This window comes from Sphaerisporangium dianthi, assembly GCF_042654065.1.
GTDB classification, from domain to species: domain Bacteria; phylum Actinomycetota; class Actinomycetes; order Streptosporangiales; family Streptosporangiaceae; genus Sphaerisporangium; species Sphaerisporangium dianthi.
On sequence record NZ_JBHSFP010000057.1, the window covers coordinates 1 to 21,248 of the forward strand.

Genomic DNA, 21,248 nt, shown 5'->3' on the forward strand with positions numbered 1-21,248 from the left:
CGGCGTAGGCGTTGGGGTGGGCGTAGGCGTAGGCGTCGGGGTCGGCGTGGGCGTCGGGGTGGGCGTCGGGGTGGGCGTCGGGGTCGGCGTGGGGGTGGGGGTGGGCGTCGGGGTGGGACCGGCGCAGTCGAGTTCGGTGCTGAAGGGGAAGTTGTGGATCTCGCCGCCGTTGTTCTGTGGTGAGCCGTGGGTCAGTTCGCGGACGATGACGTTGCCCTCGATGTTGGAGGCGTTCAGGTCGGTCAGGGAGGCGTTGGGAGCGTAGATGGTGCCCTCGACGGTGGCTCCGGCGGTGGGCAGGGTGATGGCGGTGGCGTCGGGGAAGTTCAGCAGGACGTACCGGGCCTGGGGTCCGGCGATGCCGGCGAAGTTGGGGGCGACCCAGGTGTAGTCGCCGCCTACCGCGGTGGTGTCCACGACGATCATGAGTGGGCTGGTGGCGGTGGGCTGGTCGTCGAAGATGAGATTGGCGATGTTGGACAGGTTGGCGGCGCTGATCCGGATGACGTTGGTGGTGTTGGGCGCCAGGGCGATCCGCACCGTGGAAGCGGGCGGGATCACTCCGCCGGGGTAGGGCCGGCCGTTGCCGTCGCGCAGCACCACGGTGTTGGCGCACTGGGCCAAGGCCGTGGATCGCGCGCGGTAGGTCGCGAACAGCTGCGGGAAGTCGAAGATGGAGGCCGGGCCGACCGAGGGGATGGGCTGGCGTACGGTCAGCTCCACCCGGGAGGGGGTCTCGTAGTCGCCGGTGGCGTTCAGCCGGGTGTTGACGGCCGCGCCGTTGTTGTCGGTGTCCATCACGAAGGTGCCGGTCAGGTCGCCGACCTTGACGTATCCGCTGGACAGCACCGAGACCCGGCCGGTGAGACTGCTCTGGGCGAAGTCGATCCGGCCGCCGACCACCAGCGCGGTGGGCTGGGCGTCGCCGGGGACCACGAAGGTGCCCGCTCCGTTGTTGGCGACGCGGTAGTCCCCTGTCATGATCAGATTTCCGCCGACGGCGAGGGTGCCGTCGTTCTCGTTGCTGGTCAGGCGCGCGTCGGCCGCGGTGACGACGGTGAACCCGTTGTTGCCGGCGACGGGGTTGATCGGCACCCGCGCGCCCGCGGAGGCGTTGACGACCAGAACTCCCGCGCTAAGGATCAAAGCGCCGAAGCCCACAGGAAAAGCCAGGACGCGAACGGCGTCCCTCTTGCATGATCCACTCATTGGGCGAGTTTAGGCAGGTCAAAGGCGCTTTTCCGGTCGGCGCGATCAAATGTCGGGCACGGATCGTCACAAGCCGTCCTCATGATCGCGGTGAATCCGCCTCGTCGGAGGTCAAGGGCGCCGCCCCCCAGGGCATGCACGTGGGCATCGCCTTGGCCGCGGGTCCTGGTCAGGTCCCGCGCGCCGGCGGCCACGGGTTCCCGTGTGCTCTGCCGGCTGGTGGTCGTCTCGGATGGTGTGATCAGCGGCGCCGGACGGCGCGCACGACGACATCGTGGAGGGGGACCGCTCGGCCCCCCTGTCCGGTGAGCGTGCGGAGATGCTCTTCGGCGGTGACGATCTCCCACTCCATGCCGTCCAGGCGCGCGGTGATGGCCGCGGGGGTGGCCGACGCCTCGGCGGGAGGGTGGTGCCCGTGGCCGGTGGAGCCCGTGGTGCGCAGGTGCCCCACGATGAGCAGCGTGCCGCCGGGAGCCACCCAACCGGCGACGCGGTCGTAGAACTCCAGCTGGGGCATCGCCGGGTGGGCGTAGTGGGTCATGACCAGGTCGAACCGCCCGCCCGGGTTCCAGTCGCTCAGATCCGCCTCGACCCACCGCAGGCGCTCGGCGGCCCCGCTCGTCGCCGCGCGCTCGCCGGCGTGGGCGAGGACCTCCGATGAGATGTCGGCCGCGGTGACGTGCCAGCCGTGGGAAGCGAGCCAGATCGCCTCGGCGCCGCCGCCGCATCCCGCGTCCAGCGCCGTGCCCGGTGTCAGGCCGCTGATCTCACGAGCGAGGTACGGGTTCGGAGGGGCGCCGCCCATGGACCCGGCGTCCCCGGCTCTTCCCTCTCGCCAGTGACGCTCCCAGAAGTCCTTGTCGAATTCATGCGGCACAGGTCGTCCTCCTCCTTCGATGATCTTTTCGTCGTGGCCGGGACCTCGTCGCGGTCACATGCGGCTCCGCCGGGCTCACCTGTGCCGGCGGATGGTACATCCCGTCCGCGGGTGCGTTCCCGGTTCGCCGTTCATGGTGCCGACAGAGAGGGCAGCTGCGCAAACGTTGTTGCCGAATGGCAAAATGGGGGAGTGGACGAAGCCGTTGACCGCACTCTTGACGCCGTCGGGCCGAGGTTGAGACGCCTTCGGCTGCATCGCGGCGTCACGCTCGCCGACCTCGCGGCGGAGACCGGCATCTCAGCGAGCACCCTGTCCCGGCTCGAGGCGGGCCTGCGGCGTCCCACACTCGAGCAGCTGCTTCCGCTCGCCCGCGCCTACGGGGTCACGCTCGACGAGCTCGTCGACGCGCCGCCGACCGGCGACCCCCGCGTCAATCTGCGTCCCATCCCCTGCGCCGACGGCTCGGTCGTTCTGCCGCTGACCCGTAGACCCGGAGGAATCCAGGCCTACAAGTTCGTCCTCCCGGCCGGGCGCGACGACGCCGAACCCGACCTGCGCACCCACGAGGGCTACGACTGGGCCTATGTCCTGGACGGAACACTCCGCCTCGTCCTCGGGGAACACGACCTCCTCCTCAAGCCCGGGGAGGCCGCGGAGTTCGACACGCGCACCCCGCACTGGTTCGGGGCCACCAGCGCCGGCCCCGTCGAGTACCTGAGTCTCATCGGCAGACAAGGTGAACGCGCGCACGTCCGTGCCGCACCGAAACAGGGCCCGGCCGGGTGAGAGAGCGCCATATAAAGCGTTGGCGTCGCCGTCCTCGAGCGGGCTACCGTTGCTGCCGTCATGCGCCAGGAGGAAATGCCCTGTCCGCGCCCGTGAGCCGGCAGATTGGAGACGCGGGATGACCTCTCAGCTCGTCGCGCTCTGTTTCGATGCGAACGACCCGCTCGGTCTCGCGCGTTTCTGGGCCGGAGTCCTGGGCTGGGAGATGGCCGAGGACCCCCGCGACGGCGTCGCGCTCCTGCCGAGCGATGACACCGGGTTCCGGATCCGATGTCTTCCGACCCAGGAGAAGAAGATCAGGCAGAATCCGATCCACTTCGATCTGACGAGCGCGTCCCTCCAGGAGCAGCAGGAGACGGTGGCGAGGTCGCTCGGGCTCGGTGCGCGGCACATCGACATCGGGCAACTCCCGGAGGAGGAGCATGTGGTGCTCGCCGACCCCGAGGGCAATGAGTTCTGCGTCATCGAGCCGGGCAACGGCTTCCTCGCTGACTGCGGATTCATCGGAGCGCTCTCGTGCGACGGTTCGCAGGAGGTCGGTTACTTCTGGAGCAAGGCGTTGGGCTGGCCGCTGGTCTGGGACCAGGACCAAGAGACCGCGATCCGCTCGCCGCACGGCGGCCCGAAGATCACCTGGGGTGGTCCGCCGCTGATGCCGAAGACGGGGAAGAACAGGCTTCACTTCGACATCGCCCCACCCGCGCACGGTGATCAGCGGGCGGAGGTCGGCCGTCTCGTCTCCCTCGGAGCGACGACGATCGACGCCGGCGGGCCCGGGACCGGCCGGGTGCTGATGGCCGATCCCGACGGCAACGAGTTCTGTGTGCTGACCCCCCGATAGCGCGCCGCCGCGCGTGTTTCCCTCACCGTCGATCCGCCCTTGCCGCTCAGTCGGAAGGCACGGCCGGCGGTTGCGACCTTGAGGGCGGCACCGTGGTGTGCAGGGCCATCGCCATGGCGGTCGCAGCGAGGGGTTCGCCGCGGCGGATCCACAGCAGGGCTCCTGTCAGCGAGATGGCGCCTCCGAGCAGCCAGGGCATCGGGCCGGGTGGCAGGACCCCTGCCAACAGGCCGGTGAGGGCGCCGGCCAGTTGCAGGGCGAGAGACTGGACGGACAAGGCGGTGGCGCGGCCCGCGCGTGCGACACGGCGGTGCAACAGGTCGTTCTCGCTCGGGCTCGCAGAGCCGCGGCCGAGGTACACCAGGCCGTAGCCGATGGCCGCGAGGACCGTCGCGGGTGCGCCGGTGGATGCCGCGGTGGCGCCGAGGAGCAGCAGGCCGCAGGCGCTGGTCCCGAGACTTGCCAGGACCGCGCGCTCGCCGCTGCCCGCGAGGCGTGCGATGAGCGGTGCGAGGTGGCTCCCGAGGCCAGAGCAGAGGAAGCCGGCACACGCGAGCGAGGCGAAGACCACCGCGCCGGACTCGGATGCGCCGGTCAGGGCCGCGGCGCGGCCCGGTGTGAGCAGTTCGATGACGGCCAGGGTGCTGCCGGCGGCCCCCGCGCTGAGGAGGATGCGGCGGATCAGCGCGTCGCGTGCGCCCAGGCGCAGTCCACCCGCGATGGTGGCGGGGATGCCCCGCAGCACGCCGCGCAACGTGGCCGCCGGCCGAGGTGGCTCGAGCAGGGCTGTCAGGACGTACAGCACGAAGGCGATCTCGACGGCGGCGGCCGACAGCAGCGGGACCGACAGCGGTAGAACCAGGCCGGAGGTCGCCTCACTCAGCCGCGCACCCACCTCGGGGCCGGTCGCCAGCAGCCAGGGCATGGCGCCGCCGAGCAGGGTGCCGGTGGCGAGCGCGGCCGATGTCGCGGACCTGCCCCGGGCCAGACCGGGGCGCAGGTCGGCGCCAGGGCCGGAGTGCGCATGGACGATGTCGACGTACCATGCCTCGGCCGGTCCGCTGGACAGGGCCCGGCCCGCGCCCATGAGGACCATGCCGCAGGTGAGCACCCATGGCGTGGCGCCCAGGCCCAGAAGTACGAGTGCGGTCAGGTTCAGCAGGCCGGCCGCGGCCAGGACGGCGCGGCGTCCAAGGACGTCCGACAGTCCCCCCGTGGGCAGCTCCAGCGCGGCGGCGGTGAGAGAGTGCGCGGCGAAGAAGCCCGCGATGGCCACAAGGGACATGCCGCGTTCGGTGAAGAGCAGGATCGACGGCGCGATGGTCAGGCCGACAGGGAACCAGAAGAGCGCACAGGCCGTGACATAACGGCGGCGCGCGGCGCGCGGGCTCGGCGACTCGGTCATGACGCCTTCTCGTCGCCGCCCTCGTCCCCGCCTCCGTCCTCGGACGCGGGAACGGGAACGGGAACGGAGGTGTCCGGCTCCAGGGTGGGATCGTGCGGTGCGAGGGGTAGTCCGGCGATGAGGAAGACGACCTGCGCGGCGCGTGGGTCACCCGCATCCCGGGTGGTCAGCTCCTCCGCTTTCCGATGGAGCACCTGCCGCAGTTCGGCGAGAGACTCGGGGGTCAGCCGGAGCAGCAGGTCGGATATGTCCGATGGTTCCAGCCACTCCCGGCCCAGCCGCCCGGCCGCGATGTCGGTCTCATGCCGGACGAGCGACGCCTCCAGGTGCTCGATCTGGCGCCTGCGCGCGAAGCCGACGAAGGCGCGGCTCTCCGGCGCGGCGTCCATCGCCTTGTTGCTCCAGGACGTCACCGAGTGCACCGCCCGCCAGCGGCGCTCTCGCCTGTCGCGGTGCGCGGCCTCGGCGACGAACGCGTACTTCGCCAGAACCCGCAGGTGATAGCTGGTGGACGCGGATGCCTCTCCGGTCCTGACCGCGAGTTCGCTCGCGGTGGCAGGTCCGTCCTGCCGCAGCAACCCCAGCAGCCGAATGCGCAGGGGATGGGTGAGCGCCTTCAGTGCCGCGGCATCGTTCTCGGGATCAAGAACGCGCGTGTGCTCTTCGCCGGCCATGGCAGAAGAGTAGATCCACCCGCCATCTTTCCCAAAGTATTTCTGCAAAAATTATTCGGGAAAGGACGGGCAAGCCCTCTCGGGAGTCGCCGGTCACGGCAGGATCTCGACGTAGCCGTCGCTTCCGTGCACGCGGATCCGCTGCCCGTCGGAGATCAGCCGGGTGGCGTCCACCACACTGACGACGGCCGGCAGGCCGTACTCCCGCGCGATCACCGCGCCGTGTGTCATCAGTCCTCCGACCTCCGTCACCAGGCCCGTGATGGCGACGAAGAGGGGCGTCCAGCTCGGGTCGGTGTGGGCCGTGACGAGGATGTCACCTGGTTCGAGATCGGCCTCGGCCATGTCCAGGATGACGCGGGCGCGCCCTTCGACGGTCCCGGCGGAGACCGGCAGGCCGATCAGCGCGCCGGGCGGCACGTCGTCGCGTCGGTACGACCCGACGATGGCCTCGCCGTCGGATGTCAGCACCCGGGGCGGCGTGAGCGCGTGGTAGGACCGGAAGGCGTCCTTACGCTGCCGGATCAGCCCGGCATCCACCCGGTTCGAGCGCGCGACGTCGTGGAACTCCTGGAAGGTGAGGTAGAAGACGTCCTCCTTCTCGGAGAGCACGCCGGCCCGCACAAGGCGCTCGGCCTCCTCCAGCAAGGCCTGCTTGTAGACGAAGTAGCGGCCGACGATGACGTACTTCGGGTACTCGCGGTAGCCGACGAAGGTCCGGACCCGGTCGATCATCCGCTTGGTCTCGCCGGCCTTGTGCTCCCCGTCCGGCAGGGTTCGCAGGCGTTCGAGCACCTCCTGCGCCTTCTTCCGCGCCGCCTGCCGTCCTTGATCGAAGCGCCGTTTCGCGGCGCCCGGCTCGAAGTTCCTGACGTTGTCGAGGATCACCGGCACGAGCGTGGCGGGGCGTTCGCGCCAACGCGGCCTGGTGATGTCGATCTCGCCGACGCAGCGCATGCCGTATCGGTCGAGGTAGGCCTCGACGGCGTCGCGCGCTTCGGTCCCGCCCGCGAGCTTCGGCAGCTCGTCCAGGAAGCCGTCGTCCTCGACGCCCCGCAGGAACGCCACCACCTCCGGATGCGGGCGGATCACGTCGGCGACGTCGAGCAGCGCCAGCCCCATCTCCGACGTGACGTTGCCGGGGGCGGACAGCGTGAGGGTGTCGGCCGCGTTCTTCTCGCCCAGCCATTCCTGCAGCCGGTCGTTGAGCCACCAGGTGGCCTCCATCCCCGCCATGATCGCCTGCATGCTCAATGGATCACCGACGACCCGCTTGTGCTCCTGGAACGCCTCCAGCAGGAAGTCGAACAGCGCCGGCCCGGTCTTCGTCCGGATGTCGCGCCGCAGGGCGGCGATGGAGGCCTGGCCGCGCTCGATCAGCTCGGTGACGATGGCCGGATCGGTCTCGATCGGAGCGGGCGGGCCGCCGGCCGGCGGCCCGCCGGGACCGGCCTCCGGGAGCGTCGGGACGAAGTCGCGGCGGTCGAGGACGGTCTCCAGCGCGTCCCTGGTCAGTGGATCGGATCTCCCCACGACCTCCAGCAGGCCGGCGCGGCTCGCGGGCGAGGCCAGGCGCCCGGTGGCGTCGACGAACAGCCTCCCGCCGGCCTCGTGCATCGGCGCCATGGCCGTCAGCTGCCACATGGAGAGCCCCAGTGGCTTCATGGGGTCGGTCATCATCTGCTGATGACCAACGGAGAGGTAGACGTGGTTCTCCCGGTCGCCCGCCGCGGGGATGGGGAACAGCGTGGTGATCGGCCGGCTCTGCACGATCTGGAAGTCATCGCCGGCCAGGCACCATTCGATGTCCTGCGGGCGGCCGAAATGCGCTTCGATCAGCCGCCCGAGCCGCACGAGCCGCACGACCTGCGCATCCGTCAGCGCCGGCCGCTCCTGCAACCGCGGGTCGATCGCCACCTCCTGCGTCCCGCCGGCCGGCAGGGCGTGAATGGCACGCTGTTTGGCGGCGACCGTCCCGGAGACGACCTCGTCGTCGCGCACCTTGAAGACATCCGGGTTCACCAGGCCGGAGACCAGGGCCTCGCCCAGGCCGAAGCCGGCGTCCACGGTGGCGACCTTCCGGTCGCCCGTGACGGGGTCGGCCGTGAACATGATGCCGGCCGCGTCGGGGAAGACCATCCGCTGCACGACCACGGCCATGTGGACCTTCCGGTGGTCGAAGCCGTTGCGCAGGCGGTAGGTCACGGCCCGCTCGGTGAACAGCGACGCCCAGCACCGGCTGACGTGCCGGAGGATCGCCTCCGGCCCCATGACGTTCAGGTACGTGTCCTGCTGGCCCGCGAAGGAGGCCGTCGGCATGTCCTCCGCCGTCGCGCTGGATCGCACGGCGCAGGCGGCCCGCTCGCCGAGCCGGGCGAGGGCGCGGGTGATCTCCGCCGCCAGATCGCCCGGGACGGCGATCTCTTCGATGGCCCGGCGGATCTCCGCGCTGAGCGTGCGGATCGCTTCCCGGTCATCGGGGTTCAGGCGCGACAGCCGATCAAGCCGATCGTCGATCGACGGCGCCTGCGCCATGATCCGCCGGAAGGCGGCCGTCGTCACGCAGAACCCCGCCGGCACGCGGACGCCTTCGATCCGCGACAACCTGCCCAGGTGCGCGGCCTTGCCGCCGACGACCGCGACCTGCGTCTCGTCGACCTCTCGAAGATCCGACACGTACTGCTCGATCATCGCGACACCCCCGACGCGGCCGTGCCCGGCCGCGTCGCACCGGCCGATCTCGTCCGCGGACCGAGGTCGCCGCGTCCTTCGTACATCGACAGCACACCCACGTCGTGCCCCCCAATTTCTCGTCGGTGCCGTGTCCGGCCGCCGATTCTGCGGCATGACCCGGGTCTTGCCGCAAGCCCCCCTGTGCGCTATACGTTGGAAGTGGCAAGGAGTGACATCTTGCCTTTGCTCCGCCGTCCGCCGCGGGCCGAGGTCCTTCGACGGCCTCGAGTACGCCGGGTGCCGGCGACGGGTGCCGGACGTTCGCTACCGTGCTGACCTGCGGTTGGACCGCCACCTTACGGCTCGCCGTATCCACCAGGTCCTCGGCCGTGTGGATGAGACGCCCGCGAGGGACGAACGGTCAGGGCGTTCACGAGATCGGCGTTCTTCAGGGACGCGGGTATCGCCGGGCAGCCGCGATCAGCCTTCCGCTCGCGACGAACGCGGCCTCCTTGTTCTCCTCGAGCGTGTCGCCGGGGTCGCCCTGGCGCAGGACCACCCCGAGGATCAGCCGGTCCCGGTCACCGGAGGCGGGACGGACGGCCCACAGCAGCGCTCCGCCCGCCGCCGAGCTGGTGCCGGTCTTCAGGCCGACCACGCCGGGCAGTTCGAGCAGCTTGTTGGTGTTGACGATCTCGCCCGCGATGCCCGGGACGGTGATCTCGCGGGTGGCGACGATGTCACGCAGCACGGGGTTCTTCATGGCCTGCCTGGCCGTCTTGAGCTGATCCACCGCCGTGCTGACCGTGGTGGACTCATATCCGCTCGCCCCGGTGTAGGTGGTGTTCCTCATGCCAAGCTCGGCGGCGACCGCGTTCATCTTGCGGACGAAGGCCCGCTCCGAGCCCGCGTCCCAGCGGGCCAGCAGACGCGCGGCGTTGTTCCCCGAGGGGATCAGCATCAGCTCGAGAAGCTGCCGCTCGGTGAAGCTCTGGCCCTCGGTGATCGGCACCGTGGACTCGTCTCTGTTCCCCGACTCGATCGACGCCTGCCGGTCGACCCGGATGGACGGCCCTGCGGCGTTCCCGGCGAGCGGGTGGTCGCGGAGGATCACCAGCGCGGTCATCACCTTGGTGACGCTCGCGATCGGCACGGGCCGCTGCTCGCCGTACACACTGAGGCCGTCTTTCCGCCCGGTGACCTCGACCGCCGCCTGCCCGGTCGACGGCCAGGGCAGAGCCGGCGGCCAGGCCGAGGTGATCGGCGCCGGCCTGGAGCTCGACCACGACGGCGGCTTGGCCCGCGCGCCGCCGTAGACCAGACAACCTCCGGCGACGAGGACGGCGGACACGGCGACGCCGAGCGCCCGCGCAGTGTGCCTTCGGGCGCGGTCCGCAGTGCCAGGGTTCGTTTCCGCAGGCCGGGCACGGCTCGCACCCGGCGCCGTGCCCGGACGGCCGCGCCGAGGCGTCGCAGGGTTCGATGCGGCGAGCAGCCGGTCGCGGGGCCGAGGCGGGATCGTGCGTGGTTGATTCATGACGAACTACGATCGGCAGTGAATGTGCGTGCGTCGTCCGCCGCGGGTCACCGTTCGTCGACGGCGGCCACCGCCGGCTCGATCGTGACGCGACGATGACATGGCGCGGACGAGGTGGGGACACGGCCGGCCGACAGTGGATGGGTGGACCGGCGGAGGAGCCGCGGGCGAGTTGTCAGGGGGTGCGGTGAGACTCGGGGGCGTGTCGCGGGTGTTGCTGATCGAGGATGACCCGGCCGTGCGGGAGGGCCTTGAGCTGGCCTTGAGCGGGCATGGGTACCGGGTGCGGGCGGTGGAGTCCGGCGAGCAGGGGCTGGAGCGGCTGCGGGCGGAGCTTCCCGATGTCGTCGTGCTCGATGTGATGTTGCCCGGCATGGACGGGTTCGAGGTCTGCCGTCGTATCCGGGCCGTCGGGGAGGTGCCGATCATCATGTTGACCGCGCGTGGCGACGACATGGACGTGGTGGCCGGGCTGGAGGCGGGCGCCGATGACTATGTGGTCAAGCCGGTGCGGCCCAGGGTGCTCCAGGCGCGTATCGGTGCCGTGCTGCGGCGGATCGGGCGCGAGCAGGCGGAGCTGGAGCGGCACGGGGATCTGAGCATCGATCGGGCCGGGCTGGTGGTCGCCAACCGCGGGGTGCCGGTCAGCCTCGCCCCGACCGAGCTGCGGCTGCTGCTGGAGCTTTCCGGCACACCGGGGCGGGTGCACAGCCGCCAGCAGTTGCTGGAGTCGGTGTGGGAGCACGGGTATTTCGGCGATTCGCGTCTGGTGGACGCGTGCGTGCAGCGATTGCGCGCGAAGATCGAGGACGACTCGGCGGCGCCTGTCTATGTGCAGACGGTGCGGGGGTTCGGGTACCGGTTCGGGCCGGTATGAGCCGCCGGTGACGGCTTGGCCGAGCTTTGGGCTGCGTGCCCGGCTGTTGTTCGCCTTCGCGCTGTTGTGTGTGGCCACCGCGGCGGCGGTGGCCGGCGGGATCTACATCCAGGCTCGTAACGCGATCTTGCAAAGGACCCAGGATGCCGCGGTGCAGGCGGTGACAAGCCGCCTGGCGGCGCTTTACCCGTTGCCCAGCGCGACGCCGGACCTGACCGGGCTGGAGAAGATCGCCACCGCCGCGGCCGATCAGAACAGCTTCGCGGTCGCCTTCTACGGCCAGACGCACTCGCCGCTCCCGCCGCCGCCGCTCGCCCCGCCGCACGGTCCGCCGGTGGGGTACGAGAGGCCGGGCAGGCCGGCGCCGGGGGTGGGTCTGGAGATCATCTCACCGCGGTTGCGGCAGGTGGTGGCCGGTGGCCGTACCGCCTGGCAACGTGTGGTGTGGCAGGGCGAGCCCTTCTTGGTGATCGGCACGCCGCTGCTGATCATCGAGCAGGACCGGACGACGCGGGTGTCGGGCATCGAGGTCTACACCGCGCGCAGCCTGCTCGCCGAACAGCGCAGCATCGACGGGCTCGCCACGTCCGCCTGGGCCACCGGCGGGGCGGCGCTGGCGTTCGCGGTCGTGCTCGCGTTGCTGGCCACCGGTGGCGTGCTGGGCCCGGTGCGCGAGCTCGGCCGGGCGGCACGCCTGCTGGGGCAGGGCGAGATGCGCACCAGGATCGCGGTGCGCGGCTCCGATGAGCTGGCCGAGGTGGCGCGCACGTTCAACACCACCGCCGCGGAGCTGGAACGCCACGTCGAGCAGCTGCGCGAGATGGAGGCCGACGCCCGGCGGTTCGTCGCCGATGTGTCCCACGAGCTGCGCACCCCGCTGGCCGCGCTGGCCGCGGTCGCCGACGTCCTGGAAGAGCAGGCGGCGCGGCTGCCCGAGCCCGCCGGCAGGGCCGCCCGGCTGGTCAGCCAGGAGACGCTCAACCTCACCGCTCTGGTGAACGACCTCATCGAGATCAGCAGGTTCGACTCCGGCGTCGCGGTCCTGGCGCTGAACCAGGTCGAGGTGGCCGAACTGGTGCGCGCGTCCCTGCGCGTGCGGGGCTGGTCGCAGTCGGTGGACACCGAACTCGCGCCCGCGGTGACGGCGCGGCTGGACCCGCGCCGGGTGGACGTCATCCTGGCCAACCTGGTCGGCAACGCTCTGCGGCACGGCGAACCGCCGGTGTCGGTACGGCTTCACGCCGACGAGCACTGGATCACCGTCGAGGTCCGCGACCATGGACCGGGACTGGACGAGGCGGTGCTGCCGCACGTGTTCGACCGGTTCTACAAGGCCAGCGCGGCCAGAGCCAGGTCCGAGGGCAGCGGCCTGGGCCTGGCCATCGCCCGGGAGAACGCGAGCCTGCACCAGGGCCAACTCACCGTTACCAACGCCCCGGGCGGCGGCGCCGTCTTCACCCTGCGCCTGCCACGCCGGGCGCCCGACCCCCACCAAGGCCCCCAATGAGAACGCGACTCGCCTCCCGCATACTCGCCGCGAGCCTGATACCGCTCATCGCCGCGGCCGGCTGCGGCGTGCGGCCCAGCGACGTCATCCCCGCCGGCGACCCGCCGAGCGGACGCATCGCACCCAGCACCAGCACCAGCACCACGATCACCCTCTATCTGGTGAAGAACGGCCGGCTCAGCGCGATGCGGCGGCCCAGTGATCGCCCCCTGTTCCAGGCGGACACGCTCGCGCTGCTGGCGGCCGGTCCCACCCCGCAGGAACAGGCGCACGGATTCACCACCGACGTCCCGCCCCAAGCCGCCCCGTTCACGGTGACCCCCAAGCCGGCCGGCCACCTGGTGGTGACGCTGTCCACTCCGGCCGGCGACCTGTCCACCCTGGCCGTCGGCCAGATCGTGTGCACGGCCGCCGCCACGGCGCCGGAAAGCCCCGCCCAGATCACCCTCATCGGCGCCGGGCAGAGCGTCGGCCCCCAGAACTGCCGCAAGTAGGCCGCTTCACCGGGTGTCCGCGGGCGGATCCCGGCCGGTCGCCCCTCAACCGTGATCTAGCTCACGGCTGCCTTGGCGCCGAACCGCGAAGAACATCGCTGACGGCCGGTGTCCGGCACGTGTTTCGAAGAGATCCGGGAGGCGGTGTCGGATCGGGGCGGTGGCGTTCGTAGCAGGGATGAGGCCGCCCGCAAGGGGGCGGCGCCAAGGCGAAGGAATCGCGATCATGAAGCTGACGACCGTGACCCAGGTCACCATCGATGGAGTGATGCAGGGAAACGGCGGCGCGTCGGATGAGGACCGCAGGAACGGATTCGAGCGCGGCGGATGGGCCCCGGGGGCGGGTGACGACGAGACCAGGACGTTCATCACGCGGACCTACCAGCGCGCAGAGGCGTTCCTGTTCGGCCGGCGCACCTACGAGTTGTTCACCTCCTCCTGGGGATCGATCGACCAGATGCGCGCACATCCCATCGGCGTGGCCTTGGACGAGGCCCCCAAGTACGTCGCCTCGACCACGCTCACCGCGCCGCGCTGGGAGGGCACGACCGTTCTCCGCGCTGACCTCGCGGCGGCCGTCAGTGAGCTGAAGGCCAAGCCCGGGGGTGAGCTGCAGGTGCACGGCAGTGGCATCCTGACCCAGTGGCTGCTGGAGAACGACCTGGTCGACGAGATGATTCTGATCGTCATCCCGGTGATCCTCGGCCAGGGCGCGAGACTGTTCCCGCAGACCGGTCCGGATCTTGCGCTCGACCTGGTCGAGTCGCGGGTCGACTCCAAGGGTGTGACGATCCAGGTCTTCCGGCCTGCCGGGCGCCCGCGGTACGCGAGGGCCTGAAGTCCCTGACCGGCTAACCACGCTGTCTAGACACCACAGGAGATGATCCTCAGATGCGGTACCTGGTTTCCGTGATCGATGACAAGGACGATCCCGGCAGCACGGACAGGCGGCCTGCCATCAGCGCGTTCAACGAACGACTGATCGACGAGGGCTACTGGGTCTTCTCGGGCGGACTCGCGGACACCGACGCGGCCACGGTCGTCGACAACCGGGGCGAGCGGCCGGTGTTCATCGACGGGCCTTTCGTGGAGTCCAAGGAGTACCTCGCCGGCGTCTGGGTGTGGGAGGCCCCCGATCTGGATGTGGCGCTCAAGCTCGCCGCCGAGGCGTCGAAGGTCTGCGATCGGAAGATCGAGGTGCGGCCGTTCCGGTGAGCGACGTCGAAGAGGCGATCACCCGGGCCCACCACGACGAGTGGGCGCGGGTGGTGGCCGCCCTGACCAGGCGCTTCGGCGACCTCGACATCGCCGAGGAGGCAGCGGCCGAGGCGTTCGCGACCGCCGTCGAGCGGTGGCGGGCCGACGGCCTGCCGCCCAACCCGGGCGCGTGGCTGACCACCACCGCCAACCGCAAGGCCATCGACCGGATCCGGCGCGAGAACAGGCGCGACGACAAGCACAAGGAGGCCCGGATGCTGCACGACGACACCCCACCCGAGCCGCTGGGCGTCATCGACCACGACCGGCTCCGGCTGATCTTCACCTGCTGTCACCCCGCGCTGGCGATGGAAGCGCGCGTGGCGCTGACGCTGCGCATGGTCGGCGGTCTGACCGTGCCCGAGATCGCCCGCGCCTTCCTGGTGCGGGGGACCACCATGGAGCAGCGCATCACCCGCGCGAAGGCCAAGATCAAGGCGGCCGGCATTCCCTATCGGATGCCGGCCGCCGACGATCTGCCGGCTCGTGTCTCCGGCGTCCTGGCCGTCCTGTTCCTCGTCTTCAACGAGGGCTACCTGGCCAGCGGCCCCGAAACCGATCCTGTGCGACCCGACCTGACCACCGAGGCGATCCGGCTCACCCGCCTGATCCGCGTGCTCCTGCCGCAGGACGGAGAAGTGGCCGGCCTGCTGGCGCTGATGCTGCTCATCGAGGCCCGCCGCCCCGCCCGGGTCTCGGCCGGCGGCGAACTGGTCTCCCTGGCCGAGCAGGATCGAGGCGCCTGGGACGTGGAACTGATCGCCGAAGGTCATCGGCTGGTGCGTGAGCGCCTGGCCGCTGCCGCTGCCGGGGTGGCTCCGGGCCGGTACCAGCTCCTCGCCGCGATCAACGCGGTGCACACCTCCGCCCGCGACATCCGCGACACCGACTGGTCGCAGGTCCTCGCCCTCTACGACCAGCTCGTCCGCCTCGACCCTTCGCCGATCGTCGCCCTCAACCGGGCCGTCGCCGTGGCCGAGCTCGACGGGCCGGAGGTGGCACTGGCCATCCTTGACCGCCTCGCCGAGGCGTTGGCCCGCTATCACGCCTACCACGCCACCCGCGCCGACCTGCTGCGCCGGCTGGGTCGAAGCCGGCAGTCGCGCGCGGCCTACGACCGGGCCATCGAGCTGGCCGGCAACACCGGCGAGACCGCCTATCTCACCCGCCGCCGCGCCCAGCTGCTGTAGCGCCCGCGTTCGAAGAGCGCACGCGATACGGCGGGGAAGGAAGCCGGCGCTCCCGAGCCGGTCGGTCAGCCCGGGCGGACCTCGGCCTCGATCTGGGCGAGTTGGGCGGCGAGGATCTCCTCGGGGGTGATGGTGCCGACCCCGGCCTCAGAGGCGATCAACGCGACGATGAGGACCGCCATCCGGTGGTAGCGCGCCGGGATCCGCTCGTCGGGCAGTCCCGACGCGCGCAGGGCCTGCAGCGCCGGTACCTTCCGCGACTGGTCCCCGGAGAGCGCGGGGAGGCGATCACGGTCCGGATGCTGATCGACCACACCAGCGGCCTCGCCGAGTACCTCCCTCATGCCTACCCCTCCCTCAAGGCGTTTCCCGTCCTCGCGGACACCGGGCCCCAGAGCCTGGACGACAACCGGCGGGATCGTCGGCCCGTCGTCGCTGGCGCGGATGCGAACCACCGTCCCGGTCATCTCCCAGGAGGGGAGGACGATCGACTACGGCCTCGGCCTGCACCCGATGAGGGCTCCCGGGCAGGGCACCTTCTGGGGCCATGGCGGCACGGTCTGGGGTGCTGGAGCGCTGGCCATGACCCGTGCCGGCGGCGAGCGGCAGATGGCCGTCGCGGTGAACCTGCAGAGGTGGAACAGGCTCGACTCCTCCGGCAGGCCGCAGCCCCATCCCATCGACGAGGCGCTCGCGGCCTTCCACCGCGTGGCGATGTACGGCTGACCGGGCCGGAGACATGCCGGGCCCGACCGGCCTCGGGCACGGGGAGGTGTCAGCGGCTCGCCGTGACGAGCCCGGTCAGCTTCTCCCAGTTGCCGGATCCGATCGCGGCCTTCTCCTCGTGGGTGAAGGGGGCCTGTTCCAGGAACGAGCGGGCGACGCCGCCGGCGGTGTCGAGGAAGGGGAATCCGCCGGGCCGGGTCCCGAAGGTGTAGGGGTAGTCGGTCGAGTACATCATGCGCTCGGTGCCGACGACCTCCGAGGTCCACCTCATGTAGCGCTCGCTGACCGTGCCGCTGCCGCAGACCCAGAAGTTCTGAGTGAAGTAGTCGGCGAGCGGGCGCTCAAGCTTGGCGTTGTGCGCCATGATCCCGGTGTGGTCGAGGTAGAACAGGACGACCTCGCCCCAGTGCCCCGCGATCACCTGCAGGCCGGGGTGCCGGTCGAAAACGCCGGAGAAGATCATGCGCAGGTACTGGACGCCCAGGTCGTAATACCAGCCCAGACCCGCCGTCGCGAGTCCCATCCCGGTGCTGCGCGCCAACCCGGCTCCGTCGTCGAAGCCCGAATAGTAGGCCTTGAGGACCTCGGGAACCGGCGTCTGGGGGTGGAAGTGCAGCGGCGCCCGGAGGCGTTCGGCGGTGGCGTACAGGTCGTCGAACTCGGGGGCGTCGGCCAGTTTGTCCCCCGTGCGTCCGTAGAGCATCGCGCCGGGGAGGCCGAGCCGGGTGACCGCGCGTTCCAGTTCGGCCGCGGCGGCTTCGGGCGCCGCGGTGGGGACGGCGGCGAAGGCCTGGAACCGGTCGGGCCGCCCGGCGACGATCTCGGCAAGGGTGTCGTTGGCCTCACGGGCCACCCCCACGGCGGCATCGGCGGTGAGGTTCTGCACGCCCGGTGAGGCCAGGGACAGGACGGCGACATCGATGCCCTGGTCGTCCATGTCGGCCAGGCGTTCGTCCCCGAAGTCCCGCAGCCGTCGCGCGAAGGGCTCGTCGCCGAAGCCGAGCTGGGGGATCCGCGGCACACCGGCCTTGGCCCACGCGTCGAGCAGCGAGGGCAGAGCGATGTGCTCCTCGAGCGCCACGATCTTGATCTTGTCCGGCATTCCGCACTCCTTCACCCGTGTTTCCAGTGGAATCACTAGTACGTTATCACTGGAAATATCACTGGAACCCGAAACGCGATATCGTTGGTCCATGACGTCTCGTTCAGCCGGCCGGGACGGCGCCGCCGCCGTCGCATCAGAGACCGCGGCGACCGATCGCGAGCAGCCGCGGCAGCGGGTCATCGAGGCCGCAGCCGACCTGCTGGCGCGCGAGGGCCGCGACGCGGTCACCACTCGCGCGGTCGCGGTCGCGGCAGGAGTGCAGCCACCGGCCATCTACCGCCTGTTCGGCGACAAGGACGGGCTGCTCGCCGCGGTGGCCGAGTACGGCTTCGCCAGGTTTCTCGCGACCAAGCACCTCGACCCCGATCCGCGGGACCACATCGAGGACCTGAGGGCCGGCTGGGACCTGGCGGTCGAGTTCGGCCTGGCCAATCCCGCCCTGTACACGCTGATGTACAGCGAGCCCGCGAGCCGGACGTCGGCGGCTTTCAAGGCCGGCATGGAGATCCTGATGGGCCGCATCCGGCGCCTGGCCGCAGGCGGCCGGCTCCGCGTCGGCGAAGACCTCGCGATCACCCTCATCCACGCCACGGCACGCGGCGCCGTCCTGACCTGGCTGACCCTGCCCGAGGACCGGCGCGACCCGGCCCTGCTCACCACGCTCCGGGAATCCATGATCGCCGCCGTCACCACCGAAGAACCCGCGGTCCAGGATCCGGGCCCGGCCGGCGCCGCCCGTGCCCTGCGCGCCACGCTGCCCGAGCAGACGGCCCTCAGCGGCGCGGAACAGCAGCTGCTGCGCGAGTGGCTGGACCGCCTCGCCGCCGACGGCTGAGGCGCCGTATCTCATGACCCGGGTCTTCGAGGCGTCCGTGACGACCCTCGAATCCATGCCTTCCGTCTGTGAGGAGGCCAACCCTGGCGACGCAAGGTCAGGCGAGGCGGGCCGAGGTCACGTGAGGCGGGTCAGGGCGTCCAGCAGGTGGCGTATGGCGGGCGTCGGCGGGCCGGGCGGCACGGCCAGCGAGGTCGTCAACATCGGCGCCGCGAGCGGCCGGATGGCGACCCGGGGCACCTCGGGCAGGCCGGCCACCTCGTAGAACACCGTCCAGGACGGGGCGCCGACGCCGATGTCGGCCAGGGTCTCATGGAACGTCGTGAACGGCGGCCCGGCCTGCGGGGCGATGCCGGCGGTACGGCACGCCTCGGTGAGCAGGTCGTAGAAGGGCGGATTGTCCTCGCGCGGTGCGAGCCGGAGGGGCAGGCTCCCCAGGTCTTCGAGCCCGACCACGGCCGACCGCGCCAGCGGGTGCGCGGCGGGAAACGCCGCGTACAGCCGATCCTGCCAGATCGGCAGGAGCTCCAGGCCGGGCGCGCTGGTGAGCGCGCGGCCCAGCGCCGCGTCCAGTTCGCCCGAGCGGACCGCGGACAACCGGTGCGGCAGGGAGAGACTGCGCGGCCGGACCCGCAGACGCGGCGCGAGCGCGGCCAGCTCCTTGAGCAGGCGGTAGATCCGGTCGCCTGGCCCCTGCACGACACCGAGACGAAGTACGCCCTCGGTACCGGCGCGGACGTCGGCGGCGACCTGCCGGGTGCGGTGCGCGGCGGCGAGCACCGCCCGCGCCTCCGGCAGCAGCCGCTCCCCCGCGCCGGTCAGCCGCACGTGCCGGGTCGAACGGTCGAACAGCGGCACGCCGAGCTCGCGTTCGAGCCGGCGGACCTGCTGGCTCACCGCCGACTGCACGATGCTGAGCCGCTCGGCGGCGCGGCCGAACCCGCCCTCGTCGGCGACCGCCACGAAGTAGCCCAGCTGCCGCAGCTCCACCTCGCGCCCCTCGACCCATCTCGATCCGTGATGACTGCCGGTTACAACAGCTTCTGGTTCGCGACTTCTTCCCGGGTTCGAATGGATCCGTTCTCGAAAGGAGCTGATGATGACCGCTGTCATGACGCAGGCCCTGGTCGTCTCCGCCGAGTCCGCGGAGGTCGTCGATCTCCCTGGAGGGGGAGCGTTCACCCTGTTCGCCGACGCGAGCGAGACCGGGGGCGCGTGCGGCGCCAACCGGCTCACGCTGGGGCCAGGCCGCGAGGGCGCCAAGCCGCACTACCACACGCTGTCCACGGAGGTGTTCTACGTCCTCGACGGGGAGATGGAGTTCCTCCTCGGAGAGAAGGTGACGACCGTCGGCAAGGGCGGGCTCGTCGTCGTGCCGCCGGGGCTGCCGCACGCGTTCGGCGCGGCGCCGGGGACGGGCGCCGACCTGCTGGCCGTTCTCACCCCGGGCGTCGAACGGTTCGGCTACTTCCGGCGGCTCGCGCGCGTCCAGCATGGCCTGGAGCCCGCGGACGGACTGCTGGCGGTGCAGGATCGCTACGACCTGCACTTCGCGGATGCCGCCGCCTGGCGGGCGCAGCCGGGCTCGGAATGACCGCCGCGCCCCTCGCCGGAACCGCATGCCAGACTGTAAAAAGTGGGTGGGAAAAGCCATCCTGGAGCGCGAAGACGAGCTGGCAGCGCTGGGCGGTGCCGCCCGCGCCGCCCGCGACGGGGCCGGCAGCGTGATCCTCATCTCCGGCGAAGCGGGCATCGGGAAGTCGAGCCTGGTCGAGGCCATCGGGAGGGTGCTGCCGGCAGAGGGCCGGCTTCTCGTCGGCTACTGCGACGACCTGGCGACGCCGCGCGTACTCGGACCGCTGCGGGATCTCATCGGCAGCGTCGGCACGGCGCTGACCCGGGCACTGGAGCGACGATATCGTCGCCCACACCCTGGCGGTCGTCGGCATCCAGCTCAACCTCGCCGCCGACACCCTCCAAGAGGCCCCAGATGAGGCCGCGGCCGCACTGCACGTGGCCAAGGAGGTCAGGAACCGCGCGATGGCCGAGCTCAACTCCCTCATCGGCGTCCTGCGCGACGGCCCCGGCAGCACCACCCCTCAGCGCGATCTCGCTTCTCTGGGCACGCTCATCGCGGACGCCCGCGCCGCCGGGCTGCACGTGATCCTCGACGCGCGCGGCGACCGCTCAAGCGAACTGCGCCGCGCCGTCGCTGCCGTCGCCGTCGGCGAGGCGCTGCCGTCCCCAGGCGCCACCCGCCGGGTGGTGGAACAGTTCGCCGCCTCGCAGGGGCCCGCTCCCGTCGCCCCGGCAGCGCCTGGACGTGAGCCATCGCCAAGCTGGAGGTACGCGACCGCGTCCAGCTCGTCATCCTGGCCTACGAGAGCGGCCTGGTCCAGCCGGGCGGCTGAAGCCGTCATGCGTCACCGGCGATCTCGGTGGCGACGCGCCGCCGGCCCGGCGAGATCGTCGCATGGGCTGGGCGGCCGGGCCGTTGGATCGGCCCGGCCGTGCGCGACCTCGTGACGGGAGCGGCGTCAGTCCTCGTCCTGTCCGGCGGCGAAACGGCGAGCCTCGCGCCGGCCCGCGTAGCGTTCCCTGCGGTTGCCGATCTTGGCGTACTGCTGCCGCTCCATGACGCAGGCACGCTTGCTGCATCCCGAACAGCAGCTGCGGGTGTAGAGCAGCGCGCTGGGGTCCCGCCAGCGGCAGCGTGTGTCGGCGTCCTCCCACGTCGGCTCGGACGGCAGATCACAGGCGCCGTAACGGTGATCGTGTATCGGCCGGGGGTCGTGCTCCGCATAGCGCACCCACAACGGCTTCGTCTTGTCCGTACGGGACATCTCGTTCCTCACGGAACCGCCACCCGGGCTCCCGGACCTTCCGGGCGGGCGGCTAGGTTCGCCGCTTCACGGCGACACACCCCTTTCTTGCCTGCGGCACCGGCCGGGGGAAACCCCGCACCCATCGTGCGCGATCCACCGAGTGGAAAGCCTTCCAGGCTATCGGCACGCATCGGGCGGGCACAAGAACGGGTGCCGGTAAGAAGCGCGTCATGAGCCCCAAATGCGTTGATCTTGCTGTGACTTGCCTGGTCAATGCTGGTTGGTCATAAAACACCCCCCCGATGCACACCGACGAGTTGGTCGAGCACTGGACGATCCTGGCAGGACGGCGCCGGGTTCCGGACGATCGGCGTACGCAGACGAATCGAATCTGCCCTGTGGGCTTGACCCTGACGCTGCGTCAGCC

The 21,248-nt window shown here is 71.0% G+C and carries 23 protein-coding genes; 13 read left to right on the forward strand and 10 right to left on the reverse strand.

The features are described 5' to 3' along the window. Positions 1 to 1,209: collagen-binding domain-containing protein (locus ACFO60_RS38790; protein ID WP_380851807.1), on the reverse strand; the 1,209-nt coding region annotated here is incomplete at its 3' end. A gap of 241 nt (positions 1,210 to 1,450) precedes the next feature. Continuing rightward, a complete protein-coding gene (locus tag ACFO60_RS38795) occupies positions 1,451 to 2,086 on the reverse strand; it encodes a class I SAM-dependent methyltransferase (RefSeq protein ID WP_380851809.1) in 636 nt (211 codons plus the stop codon). Between the two features lie 192 nt (positions 2,087 to 2,278). On the opposite strand from ACFO60_RS38795, the gene ACFO60_RS38800 reads away from it, so the two are divergent. After that, positions 2,279 to 2,875: a helix-turn-helix domain-containing protein gene (locus ACFO60_RS38800; protein WP_380851812.1), complete on the forward strand. Its 597-nt coding sequence runs from the start codon at positions 2,279 to 2,281 to the stop codon at positions 2,873 to 2,875. A 118-nt stretch (positions 2,876 to 2,993) separates the two neighbouring features. Continuing rightward, complete coding sequence (locus ACFO60_RS38805; protein WP_380851815.1) at positions 2,994 to 3,716, forward strand: VOC family protein; 723 nt, start codon at positions 2,994 to 2,996, stop codon at positions 3,714 to 3,716. Positions 3,717 to 3,762: 46 nt separating this feature from the next. Here the strand turns inward: ACFO60_RS38805 and ACFO60_RS38810 are convergent, their stop codons facing one another. From ACFO60_RS38810 to ACFO60_RS38825, 4 genes are all read right to left on the reverse strand, one after another. Further along, a complete protein-coding gene (locus tag ACFO60_RS38810) occupies positions 3,763 to 5,121 on the reverse strand; it encodes an MFS transporter (RefSeq protein ID WP_380851818.1) in 1,359 nt (452 codons plus the stop codon). After that, positions 5,118 to 5,795: a helix-turn-helix domain-containing protein gene (locus ACFO60_RS38815; RefSeq protein WP_380851820.1), complete on the reverse strand. Its 678-nt coding sequence runs from the start codon at positions 5,793 to 5,795 to the stop codon at positions 5,118 to 5,120. Before ACFO60_RS38815 ends, ACFO60_RS38810 begins: the two co-directional genes overlap by 4 nt. Positions 5,796 to 5,888: 93 nt before the next feature. Continuing rightward, positions 5,889 to 8,486 (reverse strand): rifamycin-inactivating phosphotransferase, encoded by a 2,598-nt coding sequence (rph, locus tag ACFO60_RS38820; RefSeq protein ID WP_380851823.1) that lies wholly within the window; start codon positions 8,484 to 8,486, stop codon positions 5,889 to 5,891. Between the two features lie 430 nt (positions 8,487 to 8,916). After that, the gene (locus ACFO60_RS38825; RefSeq protein WP_380851826.1) at positions 8,917 to 9,819 is read right to left on the reverse strand and encodes a D-alanyl-D-alanine carboxypeptidase family protein; all 903 of its coding nucleotides are present in this window, start codon (positions 9,817 to 9,819) and stop codon (positions 8,917 to 8,919) included. 388 nt (positions 9,820 to 10,207) lie between these two features. Between ACFO60_RS38825 and ACFO60_RS38830 the strand changes: the two genes are divergently transcribed. The 6 genes from ACFO60_RS38830 to ACFO60_RS38855 all read left to right on the forward strand — a co-directional run bounded on the left by ACFO60_RS38830 (position 10,208) and on the right by ACFO60_RS38855 (position 15,330). Then, positions 10,208 to 10,882 carry a response regulator gene (locus tag ACFO60_RS38830; protein ID WP_380851828.1) on the forward strand — a complete coding sequence of 225 codons (675 nt, stop codon included), beginning with the start codon at positions 10,208 to 10,210 and terminating at the stop codon, positions 10,880 to 10,882. Positions 10,883 to 10,889: 7 nt separating this feature from the next. After that, positions 10,890 to 12,389 (forward strand): ATP-binding protein, encoded by a 1,500-nt coding sequence (locus ACFO60_RS38835; RefSeq protein ID WP_380851830.1) that lies wholly within the window; start codon positions 10,890 to 10,892, stop codon positions 12,387 to 12,389. Continuing rightward, positions 12,386 to 12,883 carry a GerMN domain-containing protein gene (locus ACFO60_RS38840; RefSeq protein ID WP_380851833.1) on the forward strand — a complete coding sequence of 166 codons (498 nt, stop codon included), beginning with the start codon at positions 12,386 to 12,388 and terminating at the stop codon, positions 12,881 to 12,883. Before ACFO60_RS38835 ends, ACFO60_RS38840 begins: the two co-directional genes overlap by 4 nt. A 226-nt stretch (positions 12,884 to 13,109) precedes the next feature. Continuing rightward, positions 13,110 to 13,721: a dihydrofolate reductase family protein gene (locus ACFO60_RS38845; protein WP_380851836.1), complete on the forward strand. Its 612-nt coding sequence runs from the start codon at positions 13,110 to 13,112 to the stop codon at positions 13,719 to 13,721. A 53-nt stretch (positions 13,722 to 13,774) separates the two neighbouring features. Continuing rightward, a complete protein-coding gene (locus ACFO60_RS38850; RefSeq protein WP_380851839.1) occupies positions 13,775 to 14,098 on the forward strand; it encodes a YciI family protein in 324 nt (107 codons plus the stop codon). Continuing rightward, on the forward strand, positions 14,095 to 15,330 hold the full coding sequence (locus ACFO60_RS38855) for an RNA polymerase sigma factor (RefSeq protein ID WP_380851842.1): 1,236 nt from the start codon (positions 14,095 to 14,097) through the stop codon (positions 15,328 to 15,330). Before ACFO60_RS38850 ends, ACFO60_RS38855 begins: the two co-directional genes overlap by 4 nt. A gap of 65 nt (positions 15,331 to 15,395) precedes the next feature. On the opposite strand, the gene ACFO60_RS38860 is transcribed toward ACFO60_RS38855, so the two are convergent. Further along, entirely contained in the window at positions 15,396 to 15,674 is a 279-nt protein-coding gene (locus ACFO60_RS38860) for a hypothetical protein (protein WP_380851845.1), read from the reverse strand. 100 nt (positions 15,675 to 15,774) lie between these two features. Here ACFO60_RS38860 and ACFO60_RS38865 point away from each other — a divergent pair, with 100 nt between their 5' ends. Beyond that, positions 15,775 to 16,056: a hypothetical protein gene (locus ACFO60_RS38865; RefSeq protein ID WP_380851848.1), complete on the forward strand. Its 282-nt coding sequence runs from the start codon at positions 15,775 to 15,777 to the stop codon at positions 16,054 to 16,056. A 49-nt stretch (positions 16,057 to 16,105) separates the two neighbouring features. Here the strand turns inward: ACFO60_RS38865 and ACFO60_RS38870 are convergent, their stop codons facing one another. Then, positions 16,106 to 17,158, reverse strand: coding sequence for an amidohydrolase family protein (locus ACFO60_RS38870; RefSeq protein ID WP_380851851.1), 1,053 nt, complete (start codon positions 17,156 to 17,158; stop codon positions 16,106 to 16,108). 91 nt (positions 17,159 to 17,249) lie between these two features. Between ACFO60_RS38870 and ACFO60_RS38875 the strand changes: the two genes are divergently transcribed. After that, on the forward strand, positions 17,250 to 17,996 hold the full coding sequence (locus ACFO60_RS38875) for a TetR/AcrR family transcriptional regulator (protein WP_380851854.1): 747 nt from the start codon (positions 17,250 to 17,252) through the stop codon (positions 17,994 to 17,996). A 117-nt stretch (positions 17,997 to 18,113) separates the two neighbouring features. On the opposite strand, the gene ACFO60_RS38880 is transcribed toward ACFO60_RS38875, so the two are convergent. Then, entirely contained in the window at positions 18,114 to 18,986 is an 873-nt protein-coding gene (locus ACFO60_RS38880) for a LysR family transcriptional regulator (RefSeq protein ID WP_380851857.1), read from the reverse strand. 106 nt (positions 18,987 to 19,092) lie between these two features. Here ACFO60_RS38880 and ACFO60_RS38885 point away from each other — a divergent pair, with 106 nt between their 5' ends. From ACFO60_RS38885 to ACFO60_RS38895, 3 genes are read left to right on the forward strand one after another with little or no spacing between them, the layout of a single operon-like run. Next, positions 19,093 to 19,590, forward strand: coding sequence for a cupin domain-containing protein (locus ACFO60_RS38885; RefSeq protein ID WP_380851860.1), 498 nt, complete (start codon positions 19,093 to 19,095; stop codon positions 19,588 to 19,590). 46 nt (positions 19,591 to 19,636) lie between these two features. Then, positions 19,637 to 19,990, forward strand: coding sequence for an AAA family ATPase (locus ACFO60_RS38890; RefSeq protein WP_380851863.1), 354 nt, complete (start codon positions 19,637 to 19,639; stop codon positions 19,988 to 19,990). Then, the gene (locus ACFO60_RS38895; protein WP_380851886.1) at positions 19,944 to 20,522 is read left to right on the forward strand and encodes a hypothetical protein; all 579 of its coding nucleotides are present in this window, start codon (positions 19,944 to 19,946) and stop codon (positions 20,520 to 20,522) included. Before ACFO60_RS38890 ends, ACFO60_RS38895 begins: the two co-directional genes overlap by 47 nt. An 11-nt stretch (positions 20,523 to 20,533) precedes the next feature. Here ACFO60_RS38895 and ACFO60_RS38900 read toward each other — a convergent pair whose 3' ends face one another. Then, positions 20,534 to 20,839, reverse strand: coding sequence for a hypothetical protein (locus tag ACFO60_RS38900; protein WP_380851866.1), 306 nt, complete (start codon positions 20,837 to 20,839; stop codon positions 20,534 to 20,536). Positions 20,840 to 21,248 lie beyond the last annotated feature (409 nt).